This window comes from Mesorhizobium sp. M0676 (assembly GCF_040320535.1).
Classification (GTDB): domain Bacteria; phylum Pseudomonadota; class Alphaproteobacteria; order Rhizobiales; family Rhizobiaceae; genus Mesorhizobium.
In genome coordinates this window covers 160,471-181,058 of record NZ_JAMYPU010000006.1, presented here as the reverse complement: position 1 = coordinate 181,058, position 20,588 = coordinate 160,471, and the positions used below count along the sequence as shown (strand labels likewise).

The 20,588-nt window shown below is 62.7% G+C and carries 17 protein-coding genes, 1 tRNA gene, 1 pseudogene and 1 riboswitch; of the genes and pseudogenes, 10 read left to right on the top strand and 9 right to left on the bottom strand.

The features are described 5' to 3' along the window. Position 1 precedes the first annotated feature (1 nt). Positions 2-907: a polyphosphate kinase 2 gene (ppk2, locus tag NKI35_RS08905; RefSeq protein WP_023669623.1), complete on the bottom strand. Its 906-nt coding sequence runs from the start codon at positions 905-907 to the stop codon at positions 2-4. Between the two features lie 102 nt (positions 908-1,009). Between ppk2 and NKI35_RS08900 the strand changes: the two genes are divergently transcribed. The 3 genes and pseudogenes from NKI35_RS08900 to NKI35_RS08890 all read left to right on the top strand — a co-directional run bounded on the left by NKI35_RS08900 (position 1,010) and on the right by NKI35_RS08890 (position 4,214). Next, on the top strand, positions 1,010-2,275 hold the full coding sequence (locus NKI35_RS08900; protein WP_352739562.1) for an ATP-binding protein: 1,266 nt from the start codon (positions 1,010-1,012) through the stop codon (positions 2,273-2,275). A gap of 115 nt (positions 2,276-2,390) precedes the next feature. Continuing rightward, a complete protein-coding gene (phoU, locus tag NKI35_RS08895) occupies positions 2,391-3,113 on the top strand; it encodes a phosphate signaling complex protein PhoU (RefSeq protein ID WP_023692535.1) in 723 nt (240 codons plus the stop codon). A gap of 94 nt (positions 3,114-3,207) precedes the next feature. Then, positions 3,208-4,214 (top strand): annotated as a pseudogene (locus NKI35_RS08890) (magnesium and cobalt transport protein CorA). 132 nt (positions 4,215-4,346) lie between these two features. On the opposite strand, the gene NKI35_RS08885 reads toward NKI35_RS08890, so the two are convergent. Further along, positions 4,347-4,865 carry a GcrA family cell cycle regulator gene (locus NKI35_RS08885; RefSeq protein ID WP_023692533.1) on the bottom strand — a complete coding sequence of 173 codons (519 nt, stop codon included), beginning with the start codon at positions 4,863-4,865 and terminating at the stop codon, positions 4,347-4,349. A 357-nt stretch (positions 4,866-5,222) separates the two neighbouring features. Between NKI35_RS08885 and NKI35_RS08880 the strand changes: the two genes are divergently transcribed. The 3 genes from NKI35_RS08880 (at position 5,223) to NKI35_RS08870 (ending at position 8,492) form a co-directional block, all read left to right on the top strand. Then, positions 5,223-6,422 (top strand): aspartate aminotransferase family protein, encoded by a 1,200-nt coding sequence (locus tag NKI35_RS08880; protein WP_023669628.1) that lies wholly within the window; start codon positions 5,223-5,225, stop codon positions 6,420-6,422. Positions 6,423-6,440: 18 nt separating this feature from the next. Then, positions 6,441-7,352: an ornithine carbamoyltransferase gene (gene argF, locus NKI35_RS08875; RefSeq protein WP_023669629.1), complete on the top strand. Its 912-nt coding sequence runs from the start codon at positions 6,441-6,443 to the stop codon at positions 7,350-7,352. A gap of 108 nt (positions 7,353-7,460) precedes the next feature. Beyond that, positions 7,461-8,492 (top strand): Hsp33 family molecular chaperone, encoded by a 1,032-nt coding sequence (locus NKI35_RS08870; RefSeq protein WP_031195623.1) that lies wholly within the window; start codon positions 7,461-7,463, stop codon positions 8,490-8,492. A gap of 41 nt (positions 8,493-8,533) precedes the next feature. Here NKI35_RS08870 and apaG read toward each other — a convergent pair whose 3' ends face one another. Beyond that, a complete protein-coding gene (gene apaG / locus NKI35_RS08865; RefSeq protein ID WP_023669631.1) occupies positions 8,534-8,926 on the bottom strand; it encodes a Co2+/Mg2+ efflux facilitator ApaG/CorD in 393 nt (130 codons plus the stop codon). A gap of 221 nt (positions 8,927-9,147) precedes the next feature. Here apaG and NKI35_RS08860 point away from each other — a divergent pair, with 221 nt between their 5' ends. After that, entirely contained in the window at positions 9,148-10,299 is a 1,152-nt protein-coding gene (locus tag NKI35_RS08860; protein ID WP_352739559.1) for a ceramide glucosyltransferase, read from the top strand. Positions 10,300-10,310: 11 nt separating this feature from the next. Here NKI35_RS08860 and NKI35_RS08855 read toward each other — a convergent pair whose 3' ends face one another. Next, the gene (locus tag NKI35_RS08855) at positions 10,311-11,501 is read right to left on the bottom strand and encodes an O-succinylhomoserine sulfhydrylase (RefSeq protein WP_352739557.1); all 1,191 of its coding nucleotides are present in this window, start codon (positions 11,499-11,501) and stop codon (positions 10,311-10,313) included. A 57-nt stretch (positions 11,502-11,558) separates the two neighbouring features. After that, positions 11,559-11,636: riboswitch (SAM riboswitch) on the bottom strand. 140 nt (positions 11,637-11,776) lie between these two features. Here NKI35_RS08855 and NKI35_RS08850 point away from each other — a divergent pair. After that, positions 11,777-12,871 carry a 2'-deoxycytidine 5'-triphosphate deaminase gene (locus NKI35_RS08850; protein WP_023699517.1) on the top strand — a complete coding sequence of 365 codons (1,095 nt, stop codon included), beginning with the start codon at positions 11,777-11,779 and terminating at the stop codon, positions 12,869-12,871. 101 nt (positions 12,872-12,972) lie between these two features. Continuing rightward, the gene (locus NKI35_RS08845; protein ID WP_023669635.1) at positions 12,973-13,743 is read left to right on the top strand and encodes an ABC transporter substrate-binding protein; all 771 of its coding nucleotides are present in this window, start codon (positions 12,973-12,975) and stop codon (positions 13,741-13,743) included. 175 nt (positions 13,744-13,918) lie between these two features. Here NKI35_RS08845 and araD1 read toward each other — a convergent pair whose 3' ends face one another. The 4 genes from araD1 to chvE all read right to left on the bottom strand — a co-directional run bounded on the left by araD1 (position 13,919) and on the right by chvE (position 19,155). Further along, a complete protein-coding gene (araD1, locus tag NKI35_RS08840) occupies positions 13,919-14,914 on the bottom strand; it encodes an AraD1 family protein (RefSeq protein WP_352739555.1) in 996 nt (331 codons plus the stop codon). Positions 14,915-15,116: 202 nt separating this feature from the next. Continuing rightward, the gene (gene mmsB / locus NKI35_RS08835) at positions 15,117-16,403 is read right to left on the bottom strand and encodes a multiple monosaccharide ABC transporter permease (RefSeq protein ID WP_023669637.1); all 1,287 of its coding nucleotides are present in this window, start codon (positions 16,401-16,403) and stop codon (positions 15,117-15,119) included. Beyond that, entirely contained in the window at positions 16,400-17,932 is a 1,533-nt protein-coding gene (mmsA, locus tag NKI35_RS08830) for a multiple monosaccharide ABC transporter ATP-binding protein (RefSeq protein WP_027049369.1), read from the bottom strand. The genes mmsB and mmsA overlap by 4 nt, the downstream gene beginning before the upstream one ends. Positions 17,933-18,084: 152 nt before the next feature. Beyond that, the gene (chvE, locus tag NKI35_RS08825; protein ID WP_023681943.1) at positions 18,085-19,155 is read right to left on the bottom strand and encodes a multiple monosaccharide ABC transporter substrate-binding protein; all 1,071 of its coding nucleotides are present in this window, start codon (positions 19,153-19,155) and stop codon (positions 18,085-18,087) included. A 294-nt stretch (positions 19,156-19,449) separates the two neighbouring features. Between chvE and NKI35_RS08820 the strand changes: the two genes are divergently transcribed. After that, a complete protein-coding gene (locus NKI35_RS08820) occupies positions 19,450-20,457 on the top strand; it encodes a LysR family transcriptional regulator (RefSeq protein WP_023669640.1) in 1,008 nt (335 codons plus the stop codon). A 4-nt stretch (positions 20,458-20,461) separates the two neighbouring features. Here NKI35_RS08820 and NKI35_RS08815 read toward each other — a convergent pair. Continuing rightward, a tRNA-Gly gene (locus NKI35_RS08815) sits at positions 20,462-20,535 on the bottom strand. Between the last annotated feature and the right edge of the window lie 53 nt (positions 20,536-20,588).

The window sequence follows — 20,588 nt, the reverse complement described above, 5'->3', positions numbered from 1 at the left end:
TCTACTTCTCGAGAAACGACGGCCCTTCGCCGACGATCTTCTTATCTTCCTTGCCGATGGCGTCGAGATCGCGCCCATCATAGGGCAGTGACAACAGGATGCGCCGCATGACGGCCAGCCGCGAGCGTCGCTTGTCATTGGCCCGCACGATGATCCAGGGCGCGAACTGTTTGTGCGTGCGCTCGACCATCTGGTCGCGCGCCTTGGTGTAGTCGTCCCATTTGGTGATGCCGGCAATATCGATCGGCGAGAACTTCCAGTTCTTCAGCGGCGACCAGCGGCGGTCGTGAAACCGTTCGAGCTGGGTCTCGCGGCCGATGTTGAGCCAGAATTTGAAGAAATAGATGCCCTCATTGGAGATCATCCGCTCGAAATGCGGCGTCTCGTCGAGGAATTTTGCATGCTGTTCCGGTGTGCAGAAGCCCATCACCGGCTCGACGCCGCCGCGGTTGTACCAGGACCGGTCGAAGGTGACGAATTCGCCCGATGTCGGGAAATGGGCGACGTAGCGCTGGTAGTACCATTGCCCGACTTCGGTTGGGGTCGGCTTGGTCAGCGCCACGTTGCGCGCGGTTCGAGGATTGAGATACTGGCGCAGCACCGAGATGGTGCCGCCCTTGCCGGCGGCATCGCGCCCCTCGAACAGCGACATCACTCTGCTGCCGGTCGCCTGCAGCCAGGCCTGCGCCTTGACCAGTTCGATCTGCAGCCGCTCCAGCGTCTCGTCATACTCCTCGCTCTTCATTTTCTTGTCGTAGGGGTAGTCGCCTGCGGTCAGTTTGTGGTCCTCGATCCAGCTGGGAAGCTCGGGGTTTTCGATGTCGAACTCCCGCTCCTTGCCGTCCACCTTGATCTTCAGCGGCCCCTTTGCCGGCTCTGCGGCGGGACTTTCCTTGGCTTTTTTCATCGAGACGAACCTTTCCAGCTTGCGGACTCATGCTATGGGGGGCCTCAAACCCGGTCCAGCGGAAGTTTCGGCGGGACCGGCGCAGAAGCACGGAAAGCACGAATGGCTGACACCGGCGCAGAGCGGACAACCACGGGGCAGGCCGTCGCCGGCCGGCTGTGGAACAGCCGATGGCTGCTTGCCGCCGGTGCGATCGCCATCATGGCCGTTTATGGGTTTGCCGGTATCTCCGCCTATGTCGTCCTGGCTGCGTTGACGGTGCTGCTGGCCGCCGCGCTTCTGCCAACCGGTGGCGCCAGCCGGTCTGCTGAGACCATTACCACGGTCGAGGCGAGCGGGCTGCAGCGGCTTTCCGGCGAATATCTTGCGGCTGCCGTTGCCGATCCGCTGATCATCTTCGACCGCACCGCCACCATCGTCCACGCCAATGCCGCCGCCTATGCCGCCTTTGGCGGCATCGCGCCCGGCCTGTCGCTGTCGCTAAAATTCCGCGCGCCGGAAATGCAGGCCTTGCTGGACGGCGTGCTGTCGGGAACCGTCGCCTCCGATGCCGTCGACTACACCGAGAAGCTGCCGGTGGAACGGGCCTACCGGGTCAGCGCGTCCTCGGTCGGCCACGCCACCGATCTCTATGTGCTGGTATTCAAGGACCAGAGTGAGACGCGCCGCATCGACCGCATGCGCGCTGACTTCATAGCCAATGCCAGCCACGAGTTGCGCACCCCGCTTGCTTCAATCTCGGGCTTCATCGAGACGTTGCGCGGCCCGGCCCGCAACGATCCGGCGGCGCGCGAGCAGTTCCTGCAGATCATGCAGAACCAGACCGGCCGCATGGCGCGCCTCATCGACGATCTCCTGTCGCTGTCGAGGCTTGAAATGAAGCCTTACCTGAGGCCGGGAACCCAGGTCGATCTGCGCCAGACCATCGACAGCGTCATCGATTCACTAGGCCCGCTCGCCAGCGAGAACGGCGTCGTCATCGAACGCGACTACGCCGAGGGGCCGCTCGACGTGCCCGGAGACCGCGACGAGCTGTTCCAGGTGTTCGAGAATCTCTTGGAAAACGCCTGCAAATACGGCCAGCCTGGCGGACGCGTCACGGTGTCGATCGCGCGGGGCGAGGCCGGCCCGGAACCGGGCATCGATGTCACCATCAGGGACTATGGCCCGGGCATCCCGGAAGAGCACATACCGCGCATTACCGAGCGCTTCTATCGCGTCGACGTGGAGAGCAGCCGCACCCAGAAAGGCACCGGTCTTGGCCTGTCCATCGTCAAGCATATTCTGACGCGCCACAACGCCCGGCTTTCGATCAAGTCGGAAGTTGGCAAGGGCGCGGCGTTCACGGTCCATTTGCCGGCAGGCTGAGGCGGTACTATCTGCTAACTGCCTGTTTCTTCTTTCTGTCATCAGGCTAGCGTATCAGCACAGGGCCGAGGAAAACGACTCAAAAGGCCAAAGATTTAAGGAAGGCATTTCGCCCATGCAGTCCGTACACATTGTCAGCGCCTATGACGAAGAGCTGAAATACCTGGCGAAGCGCATCGCTGCGATGGGCGGCCATGCCGAGCGCATGGTCGAGCAGGCGATCCAGGCGCTGGTCAATGCCGATCCCGGCCTCGCCCAGAAGGTCATTCGTGACGACATCGTGCTTGACGATGGCCAGCGCGAAATCGACGACAAAGCCATCGTCATCATCGCCAAGCGCCAGCCCATGGCGACGGATCTGCGCGAGATCGTCGGCGCCATCCGCATTTCGGCCGACCTCGAACGGGTCGGTGACCTCGCCAAGAACGTCGCCAAGCGTGTGGTCAGCGTCATTGATGGCCGCCAGCCGACCAGCCTGTTTCGCGGCCTCGAGGCGCTGGCCGAACTCGCTTTGACCCAGCTCAAGGAAGTGCTCGACGTCTATGCCTCGCGCTCGGTCGAGAAAATAGGCTTCGTTCGCGACCGCGACGACCAGATCGACGCCATGTACACCTCGCTGTTTCGCGAGCTTTTGACCTACATGATGGAAGATCCGCGCAACATCACGCCGTGCACGCATCTGCTGTTTTGCGCCAAGAACATCGAGCGCATCGGCGACCACGCCACCAACATTGCCGAGACGATCTACTACATCGTCACCGGCGAGCAGTTGCCGGCCGAGCGTCCAAAGGGCGACAAGACCGACAAGGTTGCCCTGCCGGCGCTGCCGGTGAAGTGATCGCGCGCCCTCGAACGCTTAATCATATTGCGCTAAACTGCCCGGATGTTAGCGTCTCGGTTCCTGGCCAAGGCCAGGCGCTCAGGAGGCTGCGATGGAATATGTCCGAGAGTTCAAGCCGGCGCCGGCATCGTCCGGCATCATCGCGTCGAGCGTCTACACCGCCGGCAAGCGCATCGCCGACATACCGATCGAGGAAGCCGGCGAATGGGCCAAGAAGTCGGGCCATGTCGTCTGGATCGGGCTGCTCGAACCCGACCGCGAGCTTCTGCTGCGCGTCAAGGCGCAATTTCATCTGCACGAACTGGCGATCGAAGACGCCGAACATCCGCACCAGCGGCCGAAGATCGAGCAATATGGCGATGCGTTGTTCATCGTTGCCCGCACTGCACAGCTGATCGACGGACGCGTCACCTTCGGCGAGACGCATCTGTTCGTCGGCTCAGGCTATATCGTCAGCGTCAGGCATGGTCCCTCGACCTCATACGCCGCCGTGCGCCAGCACTGGGAAAGCTGTCCGCACTCACTGGCCAAGGGCGAGGATTTCGTCCTCTACGCCATTCTCGACTTCATCGTCGACAACTACATGCCGGTGCTCGAGCAGATCGAGGACGAGGTCGAGGCGATCGAGGACAGGGTGCTGCTGAAGCCGATGACCGGTCCCGACATCGAGCGGCTCTACATGCTGCGCCGCATCTGTTGCGCCTGCGCAATGCGGCGCTGCCGCTGGTCGAGGTCTGCCGCCGGCTGACCAGCGCCGACCTGCCGCAGATCCATACCGCCATGCATCCGCTGTTTCGCGATGTCACCGACCATATCCGCACCGTGCAGGAAAAGATCGACAGCCTGCGCGAGGTTCTGGCGTTCGCTTTCGAAGCCAGCCTGCTGGTCGGCCAGAGCCAGGAAACCGCGAACACCAAGAAGCTGGCCTCATGGGCGGCGATCCTGGCGGTGCCGACGGCGCTCGCCGGCATTTACGGCATGAATTTCGACGACATGCCGGAACTGAAGATGCAATACGGCTATCCCGTCGTATTGGTCTCGATCGCGCTGATCTGCTCGTTTTTGTATTGGCGATTTCGGAAGAGTGGGTGGCTGTGATGGTAGGCAGTAGGCAGTAGGCAGTAAGCAGTAAGCAGTAAGCAGTAAGCAGTAAGCAGTAGGCAGAATAAGGTAGCGCCTCACGAGCGCTACCCCATTCCCTACTGCCCAGTCCCCAATCCCTATTCCTAACTACCGGCTCCTGCGCCGCTCTGAAGCCGGCTGGAACGCCACCCTTGCGTGGTACTTGCAGTAAGGTCCGGTTTCAGCCGCCTCGTTGCCGCAGAAGTTGAAGTCTTCCGACAGCGGATCGCCATTCGGCCATTTGCAGGTGCGCTCGGTGAGATCGGTGAGCTGCAGATGCCGCGAGATCGGCACGACGACGTTTTCGACCGGGCGGATGTAGTGGCGCGCCACTGGCTCGGCGTCGAACTGCGCCTGCAGCGCGTTCGCCCCGATCGAAGTCGTGACATGGCGCTGCGCGGTTGCGGCGCGCGGCACCGATTTCTGGATCGAAGATCCCTGCGTTGTCTTCTTCTGACGCGCCGGCGTCGCGGTCGAGCGTCCGCGGCCCGACAGCTTCAGCCGGTGCACCTTGCCGATGACCGCGTTGCGGCTGACCCCGCCGAGTTGGGCGGCGATCTGGCTTGCGCTCAAGCCCTCCGACCACAGTTTCCTGAGAAGTTCGACCCGCTCGTCAGTCCAGTTCATGAGACCGCGCTCCTGCTAAGTGTGCGGCAGCCGGAATCCGTTCCCGACCCGGCAATCTTTGCCGGGGCAGACACCACATATATTAGGTGATTAGGTCCGCCGCACGAAATCTAGTTATTTCCCGACTACAATTACCTCATGTGTTGACTCGGTGACAAGAGTCCCAGGTGCAACACGAATCGGTTTTTTAGGTTTTCCCCAACTTGCCCGGTCGCTTATGAGCCAGCGTCTCGTCGGAGCTTGCCGCGCGCCTCTGCACGACGTTTTCGTTGACTTCATGGCCGAAAAACACGATAAGCCGCAAAGGCCGCCGCTTTGGCGGCTTTTTTGATTTTTCCGGTACCGGAGACGCATATAATGAGCGGTTCGGCGCTTTACGAGACCTTTGCCCGCGCCCCTTTGGCCTTCGATCATGGCGAAGGCACCTGGCTGGTTACCGACAAGGGCGAGCGATATCTCGATTTCGCTGGCGGCATCGCGGTCAATTCGTTGGGCCACAGCCATCCGCATCTGGTCTCGGCCCTGACCGAACAGGCGGCCAAGCTCTGGCACGTCTCCAATCTCTACGAGATCCCGGGGCAGACCCGGCTCGGCGAGCGGCTGGCTGACGCCACCTTCGCCGACAAGGTGTTCTTCACCAATTCCGGCGCCGAGGCGCTCGAATGCGCGATCAAGACGGCGCGGCGCTACCAGTTCGTCAAGGGCCATCCCGAGCGCTTCCGGGTCGTCACCTTCGAAGGCGCCTTCCACGGCCGCACGCTGGCGACCATCGCCGCCGGCGGCCAGTACAAATATCTCGAAGGTTTTGGGCCCAAGGTCGAAGGCTTCGACCAGGTCGGCTTCGACGACATCGACGCCGCCGAGAAGGCGATCACACCAGAGACCGCCGCGATCCTGATCGAACCGGTGCAAGGCGAGGGCGGCATCCGCCCGGTGCCGACGCAATCCTTGAAACGGCTGCGGCAGCTCTGCGACCAGCACGGCCTGCTGCTGATCTTCGATGAGGTCCAGTGCGGTATCGGTCGCACCGGAAAGCTGTTCGCGCATGAATGGACCGGCGTGACGCCCGACATCATGGCGATTGCCAAGGGCATTGGCGGCGGCTTCCCGATGGGCGCGTGCCTCGCCACCGACGACGCTGTCGTCGGCATGACGGCAGGCGTGCATGGCACCACTTTCGGCGGCAATCCGCTGGCCATGGCGGTCGGCAACGCTGTGCTCGACGTCGTGCTGGAAGACGGCTTCCTCGAAGACGTCCAGCGCAAGGCATTGCTGATGAAGCAGGGCCTGGCGGCGGTCGCCGACGAATTTCCTGATGTCATCGAAGGCATCAGGGGCAGCGGCCTGATGCTTGGCCTGAAATGCGCCATGCCCAACACCAAGGTCAACATGGCGCTGCGCGACCAGCATCTGCTGGCGGTGCCGGCCGGCGACAACGTCATTCGTCTGCTGCCGCCGCTGACCGTCACCGACGCCGAGATCGGCGAAGCGCTCGATCGCATCCGCGCCGGCGCCAAGGGCCTGACCGACGCCATCGCCGCGGCCGCCGCGAAGTAATCCCGAGAACCATTCCCGATGAGCCTTCGCCATTTCACCGATCTTTCCGCCGTTTCCGAAGGCGATCTGCGCCTGATGCTGGACGATGCGGTGGTGCGCAAGGCGCGCCTCAAGGCCGGCGAACGGACCAAACCGCTCGAAGGCAAGGTGCTGGCCATGATCTTCGACAAGCCGTCGACGCGCACGCGCGTGTCCTTCGACGTCGGCATGCGACAGCTCGGCGGCGAGACCATCATGCTGACCGGCACCGAAATGCAGCTCGGCCGTTCCGAGACCATTGCCGACACCGCCAAGGTGCTGTCGCGCTATGTCGACGCCATCATGATCCGCACCACGTCGCATGAGCGGCTGCTCGAGCTGACCGAGAATGCCACGATTCCGGTCATCAACGGGCTGACCGACGACACCCATCCCTGTCAGCTGATGGCCGACATCATGACCTTCGAGGAGCATCGCGGTCCGGTTGCCGGCAAGACCATCGCCTGGACCGGCGACGGCAACAACGTGCTGCATTCGCTGCTCGAAGCTTCGGCGCGGTTCCGCTTCAACCTGAACGTCGCAGTGCCGGAAGGCAGCGAGCCGGCGCAAAAGCATATCGACTGGTCGAAGAGCAATGGCGGCAAGCTGCACTTCACCCGCTCGCCCGAGGAAGCCGTCGACCAAGCCGACTGCATCGTCACCGACTGCTGGGTGTCGATGGGCCAGGAACACCGCGCCCGCGGCCATAATGTCTTCTCGCCCTATCAGGTCAATGCGGCGCTGATGGCCAGGGCCAAGCCCGACGCCCTGTTCATGCACTGCCTGCCGGCGCATCGCGGCGAGGAAGTCACCGACGAGGTCATCGACGGTCCGCATTCGGTTGTCTTCGACGAAGCCGAGAACCGGCTCCACGCCCAGAAGGCGGTTTTGGCCTGGTGTCTGGGCGCTTGATCTCCAGGCGCTTGATCTCCAAGCGCTTGATCCGGGGCGGCGCGATGCCTATTTGCGCCCCATCACGCAAATCAAGCGCGTTTGGACGCATGCACCCCTCCGGGCCGCATGGCCGCGCCCTGGAGCTTTGTCATGTTGGAAACGCATCAAGTGACTGAACATCACCCCAAACTCGGCGAGTTCGGCTATGCCGGCGACGATCATGTCGTACCCTTCGAGGTCGGCCCGCTCGACGTGCGCGGCCGCACCGTGCAACTCGGGCCGATGCTCGACGCCATCCTCAACCGTCACGACTATCCCGAGCCGGTCGCCCGCCTGCTGGCGGAAGCCTGTGTGCTGACGGTGCTGCTCGGCACCTCGCTCAAATTCGAAGGCAAGTTCATCCTGCAGACCCGCACCGACGGCCCGGTCGACATGCTGGTCGCGGATTTCTCCACGCCTTCGGCATTGCGCGCCTATGCGCGTTTCGACGCCGACCGGCTGGAGGCCCTGGTGGCCGCAGGCCAGACCTCGCAGCAGACGCTGCTGGGCAGCGGCGTTTTGGCGCTGACCATCGACCAGGGCGCGCACACGCAGCGCTATCAGGGCATCGTCCAGCTCGACGGCGAGACGCTGGAGGACGCCGCGCGCACCTATTTCCGCCAGTCGGAGCAGATCCCGACCGACCTCAGGCTGTCGGTGGCCAAGCTTCTGACGCCAGGTCCCGGCGGCGCTCGTGAGCAGTGGCGCGCCGGCGGCATCCTGGCGCAGTTCCTGCCGCAGTCACCCGAGCGCATGCGCGTGCCCGACATTTCGGGCGGCGACGGCGATCCGCGTGACGTGACGCAGGAGCCGGCCGACAATTCGTGGCGCGAGCTGGTGGCGCTGCTCGGCACCATCGAGCCGACCGAGCTGATCGACCCGACCATCGGCGCCGAGCGGCTGCTCTACAGGCTGTTCCACGAACATGGCGTGCGCGTCTTCGGCGGCGTGCCGGTCGCCGACCAATGTTCCTGCTCAAGGGACAAGATACGCGGCATCCTCGAGGGGTTTTCCGCGCAGGAGATCAAGGACAGCACCGAAGATGGCGGCATCCACGTCGCCTGCGAGTTCTGCTCGAAGCAGTACGACTTCGACCCGGCGGAGTTTGCAACTCAGTAGCATCTCTTCCTTCTCCCCGTATAGTGACGGGGAGAAAACCCCTAATTCACCGTCCGTCGGGTCCCCGGCAGATCCAGCGAAAACGCGGGAATAGCGACGTCGAACGTCTCGCCCTTTTTGTTGCGCATGGTGTAGTGGCCGACCATGAAACCGGAGGGCGTCGAGAGCGGGCAGCCTGACGTGTATTGATAGCTGTCGCCGGGATTGAGCTCAGGCTGGTCGCCGACCACGCCGGCGCCGCGCACTTCCTCGACCCGGCCGCTGCCGTCGGTGATGTGCCAGTAACGCGCCATAAGCTGCACGAAATCGTCCGACTGGTTGTCGATCGTCACCTGGTAGCCCCAGACATAACGGTTCTCCGCCGGGTCCGAGCGGTCCTCCAGGTAGAACGGTCTGACCTGCACTTCGATGTTGCGCGTGACGGCGCGGTACATGGGCTGCTCCGGTTGCGCAGCAGGGAACATTTGTCGCGCCATGCGGTTTGATACGCGCAGAGCGGCATGTCCTGCCAGCCTCAAAGCGCAGTGCCGACAAACAATGTCATTTAAGTGACACATGACAATGTTGGTGTGCGCAAACCTTGCCGGCGACTCAAGGCCCATCTGTCGACTGACAAAGCAGCCGCGAGCGGCCTTTCCGGAGTGACCAGATCTCGATGGAACTAGCTCTCACAGCCGCCTTCGCTTCCTCCGCTTTGCTTCTTTCCAATCTCGCCAGCATCCTGCTTGCTTCGTCGAAACTGCAAGCGCGTCGCCTTATCCCTCCGCCGTCCGGCGAGCAGCCACCGGTCTCGATCGTCGTGCCGTCGCGCGGCGTGGAGCCGTTCACACAAGAGACGCTGCAGCGAGCCTTCTCGCTCGACTGGCCGCGCTACGAACTGATCTTCTGCGTCGCTCACGCCGACGATCCCGTCGTCAAACTGATAAACAGGGCGATCGTCCTGTTTCCCAACGTGCCGGCCCGGCTGCTGATCGGCGACGACCGCGTCAGCAGCAACCCGAAGCTCAACAACTGCGTCAAGGGCTGGGAAGCGGCGCGCTATCATTGGGTTATTCTGGCGGATTCCAACGTGCTGATGCCAAGGGATTACGTCCAGCACCTGATGGCGGCCTGGCGGACCAATACCGGGCTTATCTGCTCGACGCCGATCGGCTCTCGGCCGGATGGCTTTTGGGCCGAGGTCGAATGCGCGTTCCTCAACACGCTGCAGGCGCGCTGGCAATATGCCGGCGAGGCGCTCGGTCTCGGCTTTGCCCAGGGCAAGAGCATGCTGTGGAACAAGCCGATGCTCGATACCAATGGCGGTATCCGCGCGCTGGCCGCCGAGATCGCCGAGGATGCTGCTGCAACCAAGCTGGTCAACGGACTGGGCCTGCACGTCAATCTCGTTGCCTCGCCTTTCGAGCAACCACTGGGGCAGCGCCGACTTGCCGACATCTGGTCGCGCCAGGCGCGCTGGGCGCGGTTGCGCCGCGTCACTTTCCCGCTGTTTTTCGCACCCGAGATCCTGACCGGCGTCGCCGTGCCGTTGGCGTTGGCGCTGGTGGCGGCCGCAAGTGCCGGCATCAGCCTGCCGGCCACGGTGTTGGCCGTGCTGACGGCGGCCTACATTCCCGAATGCGCGCTGGCCGCGGCCAAGGGCTGGCACCTGTCGCTGCGCATGGTCCCGGCGATGATGGTGCGCGACATGATGCTTCCCGCCATCTGGGCGCGCGGCTGGCTGAGCGGCGCCGTCGACTGGCGCGGCAACATCATGACCATCGGCACCAAGACGGCCGAACTGGAAGAGGTTTCGTCGGGAGCGTGACGCCTCGCGGCCTATCCGGCGGCCTTCAGCGCCTGCGCAACGTCCTCCAGCAGATCGTCCGTATCCTCAAGACCGACCGACAGCCTGAGCGTTCCCGGCCCGATGCCAAGCTCGGCGCGAGCTTCGTCGCTGAGGTTCTTGTGCGTGGTGGTCGCCGGATGGGTGATCAGGCTCTTGGCGTCGCCGAGATTGTTGGAGATCAGCACGATGTCGAGCGCGTTCTGCAAGGCGAAGGCCGCCTGCTTGCCGCCCTTGACGTCGAGGCAGATCAGCGTCGATCCGCCCGTCATCTGCTTCTTGACGATGTCGGCCTGCGGGTGGTCGGCGCGGCCGGGATAGATGACGCGGGCGATTTCCGGCCGTCCTGCCAGGAAATCCGCGATCTTGGCCGCGCTTTCCGTCTGCTGGCGCACCCGAACCGGCAGCGTCTCCAGGCCCTTGAGCAGCGTCCAGGCGTTGAACGGCGACAGGCTCGGGCCGGTGTGGCGGAAATAGTCGTGCAAATTCTCGTCGATCCATTTCTTGTCGGACAGGATGATGCCGCCGAGACAGCGTCCCTGGCCGTCAATGTGCTTGGTCGCGGAGTAGACGACGATATGGGCGCCGAGCTGCAAGGGCTTCTGCTGCAAGGGCGTGGCAAAGACATTGTCGACGATCAGCCTGGCGCCGATCGAGGTGGCGAGCGCCGCCACCGCTGCGATGTCGACCACTTCCAGCGTCGGATTGGTCGGGCTTTCCAGGAAGAACAGTTTCGTGTTCGGCCGCACCGCCTTTTCCCAGTTGGCGATGTCGGTGCCGTCGACCAGCGTTGCCTCGATGCCGTATTTCGGCGCCAGCGTCTCCACCACCCAGCGGCAGGAGCCGAACAGCGCGCGCGCCGCAACGATATGGTCGCCGGCTTTGGCGCTGCACAGGAGCGCTGCCGACACCGCCGCCATGCCGGACGCCGTGGCGCGCGCATCTTCGGCACCCTCCAGCGCGCACATGCGCTTTTCGAACATGTCGACAGTAGGGTTGGCATAGCGCGAATAGATGAAGCCCGGCTCCTCGCCCTTGAAACGGGCCTCGGCAGCCTGCGCCGTCTCGTAGACATAGCCTTGGGTGAGGTACATCGCTTCCGACGTCTCGCCGAACTGGGAACGCAGCGTTCCCCCGTGCACGAGTGCGGTCTGAGGTTTCCAGTTACGCTTCTTGGTGCTCATCGCTTTTGTTCCAGACACAAAAAAACCGGCCGCGAAAGTCGCAACCGGTCCATATGGCCTTGCGGCCCGACGGTCCTTTAGCGACTTGTTTAACGTGGCTGCAAGCCGACCGGCCAAATCACCACGGGATAACGACCCTTTAGACCTCACCTGCGCTTGCGTCAATTGCCGGCTTCATTAAGAGGTTTGTACCAGGCAGGTTCCGCAATAATATCCAGCGGTTTTGCGGCAAGAACCTGCCACAAAGAGACCGACCTTGGAGCGGAGCCAGCCTTTTGCGGCAGACAGGCATTCTTCCCGATCAGGACATTTCCGCGCTGTTTCAGTCCGGCGCGCTGAAGTCGCCGCGCGCGCTCGATGTCGACCAGGTGCAGCCGGCGAGCCTCGATCTCAGGCTCGGCGACAAGGCTTTTCGCGTGCGCGCCTCCTTCCTGCCGGGTCCCGATCATCTGGTGGCCGACAAGCTTCACCGGCTGAAATTGCACGAATTCAGTCTCGCCGAGGGCGCGGTGCTGGAAACCGGCTGCGTCTACATCGTGCCGCTGCTCGAAAGCCTGGCGCTGCCCGCAAACGTGTCGGCCTCGGCCAACCCGAAAAGCTCGACCGGCCGGCTCGACATCTTCACCCGGGTGATGACCGATCGCGGCCATGAGTTCGACAAGATCGCCCCCGGCTATCACGGGCCGCTTTATCTCGAAGTCAGTCCACGCACCTTCCCGATCGTCGTACGCGCCGGATCGAGGCTGTCGCAGATCCGCTTTCGCACTGGCAACGCGCTGTTGTCGGAGGCAGAACTGAACGAATTGCACCGCGCCGAGATGCTGGTGGCGACCGAGCCGCCCAACATTTCCGGCGGCGGCATTGCGCTGTCGATCGATCTTGACGGCGACCAGAACGGCCTGGTCGGCTATCGCGGCAAGCATCACACCGGCTTGGTCGATGTCGACAAGCGCGCCGCCCAGGATGCCGTCGATTTCTGGGAGCCGCTCTACAAGAGCGGCGCCGGCGAACTGGTGCTCGACCCGGACGAGTTCTACATCCTGGTCAGCCGCGAAGCCGTGCACGTGCCGCCGCTCTACGCCGCCGAGATGACGCCCTTCGATCCGCTGGTTGGCGAATTCCGTGTTCACTATGCCGGCTTCTTCGATCCGGGCTTCGGCCATTCGGCCTCAGGCGGCACCGGCAGCCGGGCGGTGCTCGAAGTGCGCAGCCACGAAGTGCCGTTCATCCTCGACCACGGCCAGATCGTCGGCCGGCTGGTCTACGAACACATGCTGAAGCGGCCGCAGGCGCTTTACGGCACCGATCTCGGCTCGAATTACCAGGCGCAAGGCCTCAAGCTCTCCAAGCATTTCCGCCCCGCCGGCTGAGCCTTCGATCACCGTCAGGCAAAATACTTGCCTGCGCTGCCTCACCATGCTTGGCTGCCTTTCGGTGGCCGGCAAGAGAACGGCGCGCAAGGGGAACCAAAATGCAGATTTCAAGATGGATCATATCGGCAGCGGGCGCTGCCATGCTGGTGATATCGGCCGGCTCGCTGGCTGAGGCGCAGGAGAAATTGAAGATCGGCACCGAGGGCGCCTATCCGCCCTTCAACACCATCACCGCGGACGGCAAGATCGAGGGCTTCGACATCGACATTGCCAATGCGCTATGTGCGCAGATGAAGGTCGAGTGCGAGATCGTCACCCAGGACTGGGACGGCATCATCCCGGCGCTGCAGGCGAAAAAGTTCGACGCCATCATCGCCTCGATGAGCATCACCGAGGAGCGCAAGAAACAGGTCGCCTTCACCAACAAATACTACACGACGCCGCTGGCACTGGTGGCGCCGAAGGACAGCGACCTCACTTCCACCGAACCGGCAGCCCTTGCCGGCAAGACGGTGGGCGCGCAGGCCTCGACCACCCAGGCCGACTATGCGCAGGACGCCTATGGCAAGGCCGGCGCCGAGGCGAAACTCTACCCCACCCAGGAAGAGGCGATCACCGACCTGCAGAACGGCCGTCTCGATGCCGTCATCTCCGACAAGTTCGTGCTGATGGACTGGCTGAAGAAGGCGAGCGAAGGCTGCTGCAAGCTTGTCGGCGACGTCAAGGGCACCGAGACCCAAGCCGGCATCGCTGTCCGCCTGGAAGACACGGCGCTGCGCGACAAGCTGAATGCGGCGATAGACGCCATCGTCGCCGACGGCACTTACAAGAAGATCCAGGCCAAGTATTTCGATTTCGATATTTATTGAGGTTGGAACTGCCAAATCTCCCCCCTTGAGGGGGAGATGGCCGGCAGGCCAGAGGGGGTCGCTGCGCATAGAATGCCAGCGCCTCTCAGCCGCGGAAGACTTTAGCGCTCCACGCGCAACGACCCCCTCTGTCGCCTTCGGCGACATCTCCCCCTCAAGGGGGGAGATTACGCTCTCAAAGCGCCTTCACCGCCACCTTCACCGGCTGCTCAATCTCCAGCGGGTTGCGCAGCGGCAGGCCGAAATCCCCGGCCTCGATCTCGAACACGTCGCCGGCCTGAGTCTTGATGCCGTCGGCAAAGGACAGCGTCGCCGTGCCGAACATGTGCACATGCACGTCGCCCGGCTGGCGGAAGGCCGAATATTTGAAGTGATGATGTTCGAGATTGGCGATTGTGTGCGACATGTTCGCTTCGCCCGACAGGAACGGCTTTTCCCACAGCAAATTGCTGTCGCGATAGATTCGCGATGAGCCCCTGACGTCGGCCGGCAGGTCGCCGATCAGGATTTCCGGCCCGAACGAGGCGTTGCGCAGTTTGGAATGTGCCAGGAACAGATAGTTCACCCGCTCGGTAACATGATCGGAAAACTCGTTCGACAGCGTGAAGCCGACGCGGAACGGCGCGCCGTCGTCGCCGATGACATAGATGCCGGCGATTTCCGGCTCCTCGCCGGCGTCCTGCGCAAAGGCCGGCGACATCAGTGCGGCGCCCGGCGCCACCGCCATGGTGCCGTTGCCCTTGTAGAACCATTCCGGCTGCACGCCGGTCTGGCCCTTGGCCGGCTTGCCGCCTTCGAGCCCCATGCGGAACATCTTCATGGAATCGGTAAGCTGCTCCTCGCCGCCATCGCTGAGCTTCTTGTGCATGGAATCGCGTGTCGCCGCCGAGCCGAGATGGGTCAGGCCGGTGCCGGTCAGATGCAGATGCGCAGGATCGGGATGATTGATCGGCGACTCCAGCCGGCCCTTCTTGTAGATGGCGTCGAGGTCTATCGCTTCACCGAACCCCTTGCGTTCGATCAGCGCGGCGAGGCCCGTTCCGGTGCGCGCGGCTTCCAGGGCCAGCGAATAGACGCTGCGGGCGCCGTTGATGATCCTGGTCTTGCCGCCGCCATTGCGGGCGACGACGCGGATGGTCTCGGCGTCGTCGAGGATCTGGGAGATTAGCATGATGAAATCCTCTCTCATGTGCTCGGCCTTGGATGCCTCTTGGCAAACCTTGACCTGCGCGGCTCGGACCTAGCGGCGCCACGGGTTGAACTCTTCGTCCGGATTGCGCTCGCGAGCTTGATCCCTCGGGGGACTTCTTATGCCGACAATTTGCCGGCTGCGCCGCGATCGTATGCCTCCTGCTTGCCTCGCCTGAAGCTTGTCAGGCCTTGTTCTTGTTGTAGACGTCGAAGATCACGGCGCCGAGCAGCACCAGGCCTTTGACCACCTGCTGCCAGTCGACATTGACGCCCATGATCGACATGCCGTTGTTCATCACGCCCATGATGAAGCCGCCGACGACCGCCCCGATAACCTGGCCGACGCCGCCCATCGCCGAGGCGCCGCCGATGAACACTGCGGCGATGACATCGAGCTCCGAGCCGAGACCCGCCGCCGGCACCGCCTGGCCGAGACGAGCCGCGATGATCAGGCCGCCAAGCGCCGACAGCACGCCCATATTGATGAACACCATCAGCGTCAGCCGCTCGGTGTTGATGCCCGACAGCTGCGCCGCCTTGGGATTGCCGCCCATGGCGTAGATGCGCCTCCCGATGGTCATGCGCTTGGTGACGAAGACGAACAGCGTGATCAGCACGCCCATGACCAGCAGCACCACGGGCAGGCCGCGGTAGCTGGCAAACTCATAGACCAGGAACAGCGCCAGCGCGCTGGCGACCAGCGTCTTGACGACGAACAGGGTGAAGGGCTCGGCCTCATAACCATGGCGTTCTCGTTTGCGCCGGGTGCGGACCCCGAAATAGGCATAGGCGAGCACGGCGATCAGCCCCAGCACGACCGTCGTCATGTGCAGGGTCACGCCGCTGCCCATGATGGTCTTGCCGGCTGCGTTCACGACCGGCGGGACGAGCGTCAGTGGGCCGATCACATCCGGGATGAAGCCGGAGCTGAGCATCTTGAAGTCGTCGGGAAGCGGACCCACCGACGAGCCGCCGCCAAGCAATGCCTGGCAAATGCCGCGGAAGATCAGCATGCCGGCCAGCGTGACAATGAAGCTCGGTATCCGGTGATAGGCGATCCAATACCCTTGCGCGGCGCCGATCAGGCCACCCGCGACCAGGCAGACGATCGAAACCACCAGCGGATTGCTCAGCGGTCCGAGCTGCCAGATAACCATCATGTTTGCCGCCAGCGCGCCGATGAAACCGGCGACCGATCCGACGCTGAGGTCGATATAGCCCGATACGATCACCAGCAGCATGCCGAGCGCCATCACGATGATGAAGGAGTTCTGCTGCACCAGATTGCTGAGATTGACCGGCTTGAACAACGTCCCCGACGTGGTGAACTGGAAGAACAGCATGATGACGATCAGGGCTATGATCAGTCCGTATTCGCGTAAATTCGTCGCCAGCGCCGAGACGGCGATGCGCGGGCGCTGTTCGTCGGCGACGTTGCCCTGCGGGGCGGGGGCGCTTTCGGTGCTCATGCTGCTTTTCCTTCTCCCCGGACGATGGCGCGCATTATCTTTTCCTGGCTTGCTTCCGCCGCCGGCATTTCGCCCACCATGCGCCCTTCGTTCATGACGTAGATGCGGTCGGTAATCCCTAGCAATTCCGGCATTTCCGACGAGATGACCACGATCGCCTTACCCTCCGAGGCAAGGCGCGCGATGATCGTGTAGATTTCATACTTGGCGCCGACATCGATGCCGCGTGTCGGCTCGTCGAGGATCAGCACGTCAGGGTCGGCAAACAACCATTTCGACAGCACCACCTTCTGCTGGTTGCCGCCGGAAAGATTGCCGGTCATCTGATAGACGCTGGACGCACGGATATTGGTCTTCTTGCGATAGTCGTTGGCGACCGCAAGTTCGCGCATGTCGTCGATCACGCTGTGGCGCGACACGCCGTCGAGATTGGCCAGCGTAATGTTATGCTTGATATGGTCGATGAGGTTGAGGCCGTAGGTCTTGCGGTCCTCGGTGACATAGGCGATGCCATGTTGGACCGCCTTGCTTACCGACGAGACATCGACCGGCTTGCCCTTGAGCAGCACTTCGCCGGTGATGCGGCGGCCATAGGAGCGGCCGAACAGGCTCATGGCGAATTCGGTGCGGCCGGCGCCCATCAGCCCGGCGATGCCGACCACCTCGCCCTTGCGCACATTGATGTCGATGCCCTTGATCACCTGCCGCTCGGCATGGAGCGGGTGATAGACCGACCAGTTCTTCACCTCGAACACGACTTCGCCGATCTTGGGCTCGCGCGGCGGATAGCGGTCGTCGAGCGAACGGCCGACCATCGAGGTGATGATGCGGTCTTCCGAAATGTCCTTCTTGGCCAGCGTCTCGATAGTGCGTCCGTCACGGATGACGGTGACCTTGTCGGCGACCCGGTTGATCTCGTTGAGCTTGTGCGAGATCAGGATCGAGGTCATGCCTTGTCGCTTGAATTCGAGCAGAAGATCGAGCAGCGCCTGGCTGTCTTTCTCGCTGAGCGACGCGGTCGGCTCATCGAGGATCAAAAGCTTGACGTCCTTGCTCAGCGCCTTGGCGATCTCGACCAACTGCTGCTTGCCGACGCCGATATTGGTGATCAGTGTCTTGGGGTCCTCCTTGAGGCCCACCTTCTTCAACAGGGCAGCGGTGCGCGCCTCGTTGGCATCCCAGTCGATGACGCCGTATCGGGCGTTTTCGTTGCCGAGGAAGATATTTTCGGTGATCGACAGCATCGGCACCAGCGCTAGCTCCTGGTGGATGATGACGATGCCCTTGTGTTCGCTGTCATGGATACCTTTGAACTGGCATTCCTGACCCTGAAAAATGATCTGGCCGTCATAGGTGCCGGCGGGATAGACGCCCGACAGAACCTTCATCAGCGTCGACTTGCCGGCGCCGTTCTCGCCAACCACGGCGTGGATCTCGCCTTCCTCGACGCTGAGGTTGACGTTCGACAGCGCCTTCACGCCGGGGAAGGTCTTGGTGATGTCGCGCATCTCCAAAATCGTCGTCATCAGGGCAAGCTCCTCCTGTTGCATGTCGCTCAAAATTGCTTGCGGTTTGAGACAACGACATGCACGCAAACTAATTCCGGTAGAAACAATACGGGGGTCGCTTGTGAACGGAAAGGGGTCCTGCGTCGCGCAGGACCCCTGTCTTTATAAACGGATTACTTCAGTTCGTCGGCCTTGATGTAGCCGGAGTCGACGACCAGTGCCTGGTAGTTCGACTTGTCGACCTCATGCGGCGTCAAAAGGATCGAGGGAACGACCTTGACGTCGTTATTGTAGGTCTTTTCATCGAGGCCGTCCGGCTTGCCGCCCGAGAGCACCTTGTCGACGAGTTCGACGGTGGCCTTGGCCAGTTCGCGGGTGTCCTTGAACACGGTCGAGTATTGCTCGCCCGTGATGATCAGCTTGACCGAAGCAGTCTCGGCGTCCTGGCCGGTCACGATCGGCCACGGCTGGGCGTCGGTGCCGTAACCGACGGCGCGCAGCGAAGCGGTGATGCCGCGCGACAGGCCGTCATAGGGCGAAAGAACGCCATCAACGCGGCTGCCGTCCGAGTAGTTGGCCGACAGAAGGTTGTCCATGCGCGCCTGGGCGGTGGCGGCGAGCCAGCGCAGCGTGCCGACCTTGTCCATGCCGGTCTGGCCGGACTTGATCTTGATCGAGCCGTCATCGATCAGCGGCTGCAGCACCGAGATTGCGCCGTTGTAGAAGAAGAAGGCGTTGTTGTCGTCCGGCGAGCCGCCGAACAGTTCGACGTTCCACGGCTTGGTGTTCGGGAAGCGCTCCTTGAGGCCCTTGACCAGCGAGTTCGCCTGGATCACGCCGACGCCGAAATTGTCGAAGGTGGTGTAGTAATCGACATTGGCGGTCTTCTTGATCAGGCGGTCATACGCGACGACGACGACGCCGGCGTCAGCGGCCTTCTGCAGCGCGTCCGACAGGGTCGTGCCGTCGATCGAAGCGATGATCAGCGCCTTCGGGCCCTTGGTGATTTCGTTTTCCAGCTGGCTGAGCTGGTTGGGGATGTCGTCCTGCGCGTACTGCAGGTCGACCGTGTAGCCGAGAGCTTCGAGCTGGGACTTGACGGCATCGCCGTCATTGATCCAGCGCTGCGAGGTCTTGGTCGGCATCAGCACGCCGACAAGACCCTTGTCGGCTGCGTGCGCCGAGTAGGTCATGGCAGCGATGCCAAGGGCCGCGACGGCGGCCAGTGTCTTGATGATTTTCACGTAAAACTCTCCCTGGTTGATGGACGCGACACCTCGGGGCTTCGCGGGCCGCGCAGTCGGACGGATGCGCCAAAGCGCTGCCGCCGTCATAATCGATCTCCGGTATCCTCCCAATCGGCCCTCAGTCCTGATTTAAATCGATACGATTTTGCTCGTCATCGACCGTCAAGTCTTGAGGACGCGCGAAAGTGTGACCCTTTGCCATAACTGTCAAATGCGATCTTCGGTGGTTGCTATACCAAAACCGGTATATGACTCGACCGGGCTGGAACAGTGGCGGAAGCGGGAAAAGGCATGGCGGCTTTACGAGGTCCTCAGGGAATTTCAAGCGGTTACGATGAATTGCCGGGCGATGGCGAGACACTTCTGCGCAGTGGCTTGAGCCTGCGTCACATGCGCATGATCGCAGCGCTGGACGATCACGGTCGGGTGAGCGCGGCCGCCCAGGTGATGAACATCTCGCAGCCGGCGGCCTCGCGCATGATTTCCGAGATGGAAGCGGTGCTCGAGGTCAAGCTGTGCGAAAGGCTGCCGCGCGGCATCACGCTCACCCCTTACGGCAAGGCGCTGGCCCGGCGCGCGCGCTCGATCCTGCTCGAAATGCGCGAGGCCGACCGCGAAATATCGGAGCTCAAGGCCGGCAAGGGCGGCTCGGTGTTTCTTGGCGCGGTGACGGCGCCGGCGATCGAACTGGCGGTCCCGGCGATCCGCGAGATACGCCGCCTCTATCCGCGCATCGAGATTACCATGCAGGTCGAGACGTCGAATGTGCTGGCGCGCGAACTGATCGCCACGCGCCATGATTTCATCATCGCCCGTGTTCCCGAAGACCTCAATCCGCGGCTGTTCGAATCCCGTGTCATCGGCGTCGAGAAGGCCTGCCTGATCGTGCGTCGCGGCCACCCGCTGAGCAATGGCCATCCTCTTAACAATGGGAGGGCGGTGCGGCTGGAGGACACCGCCGCCTTTGACTGGGTGTTCCAGTCGGGCGGGTCGCCGCTGCGCCAGGCGATGGAGAGCAATTTCCTGAACCGCAACATCGCCCTGCCGGACCGCATCCTCAACACCTCGTCGCTGCTGCTCACACTGGTCATGGTGGCGCAGTCCGACGCCATCGCCCCGGTGTCGATCCAGGTGGCAAAATTCATCCAGAACCCCGACGGACTCGCCGGCGCCATCGATGTCGTCCAGACCGAGTTTGACATCGAGGTCCGCCCCTACAGCCTGATCACGGTGAAGAACCGCGTCCTGTCGCCGGCAGCCAAGATGCTGCACGATTTTATCTTGCGGGAGGTGGGATAGGAACTGGAGCGGGTAGAGGGAATCGAACCCTCGCGTTCAGCTTGGGAAGCTGACAAGCTACCATTACATCATACCCGCATTGGCCTCTCGATATCATGACGGGCGTGCTTCGGGCAATCGCCCTTGGACAG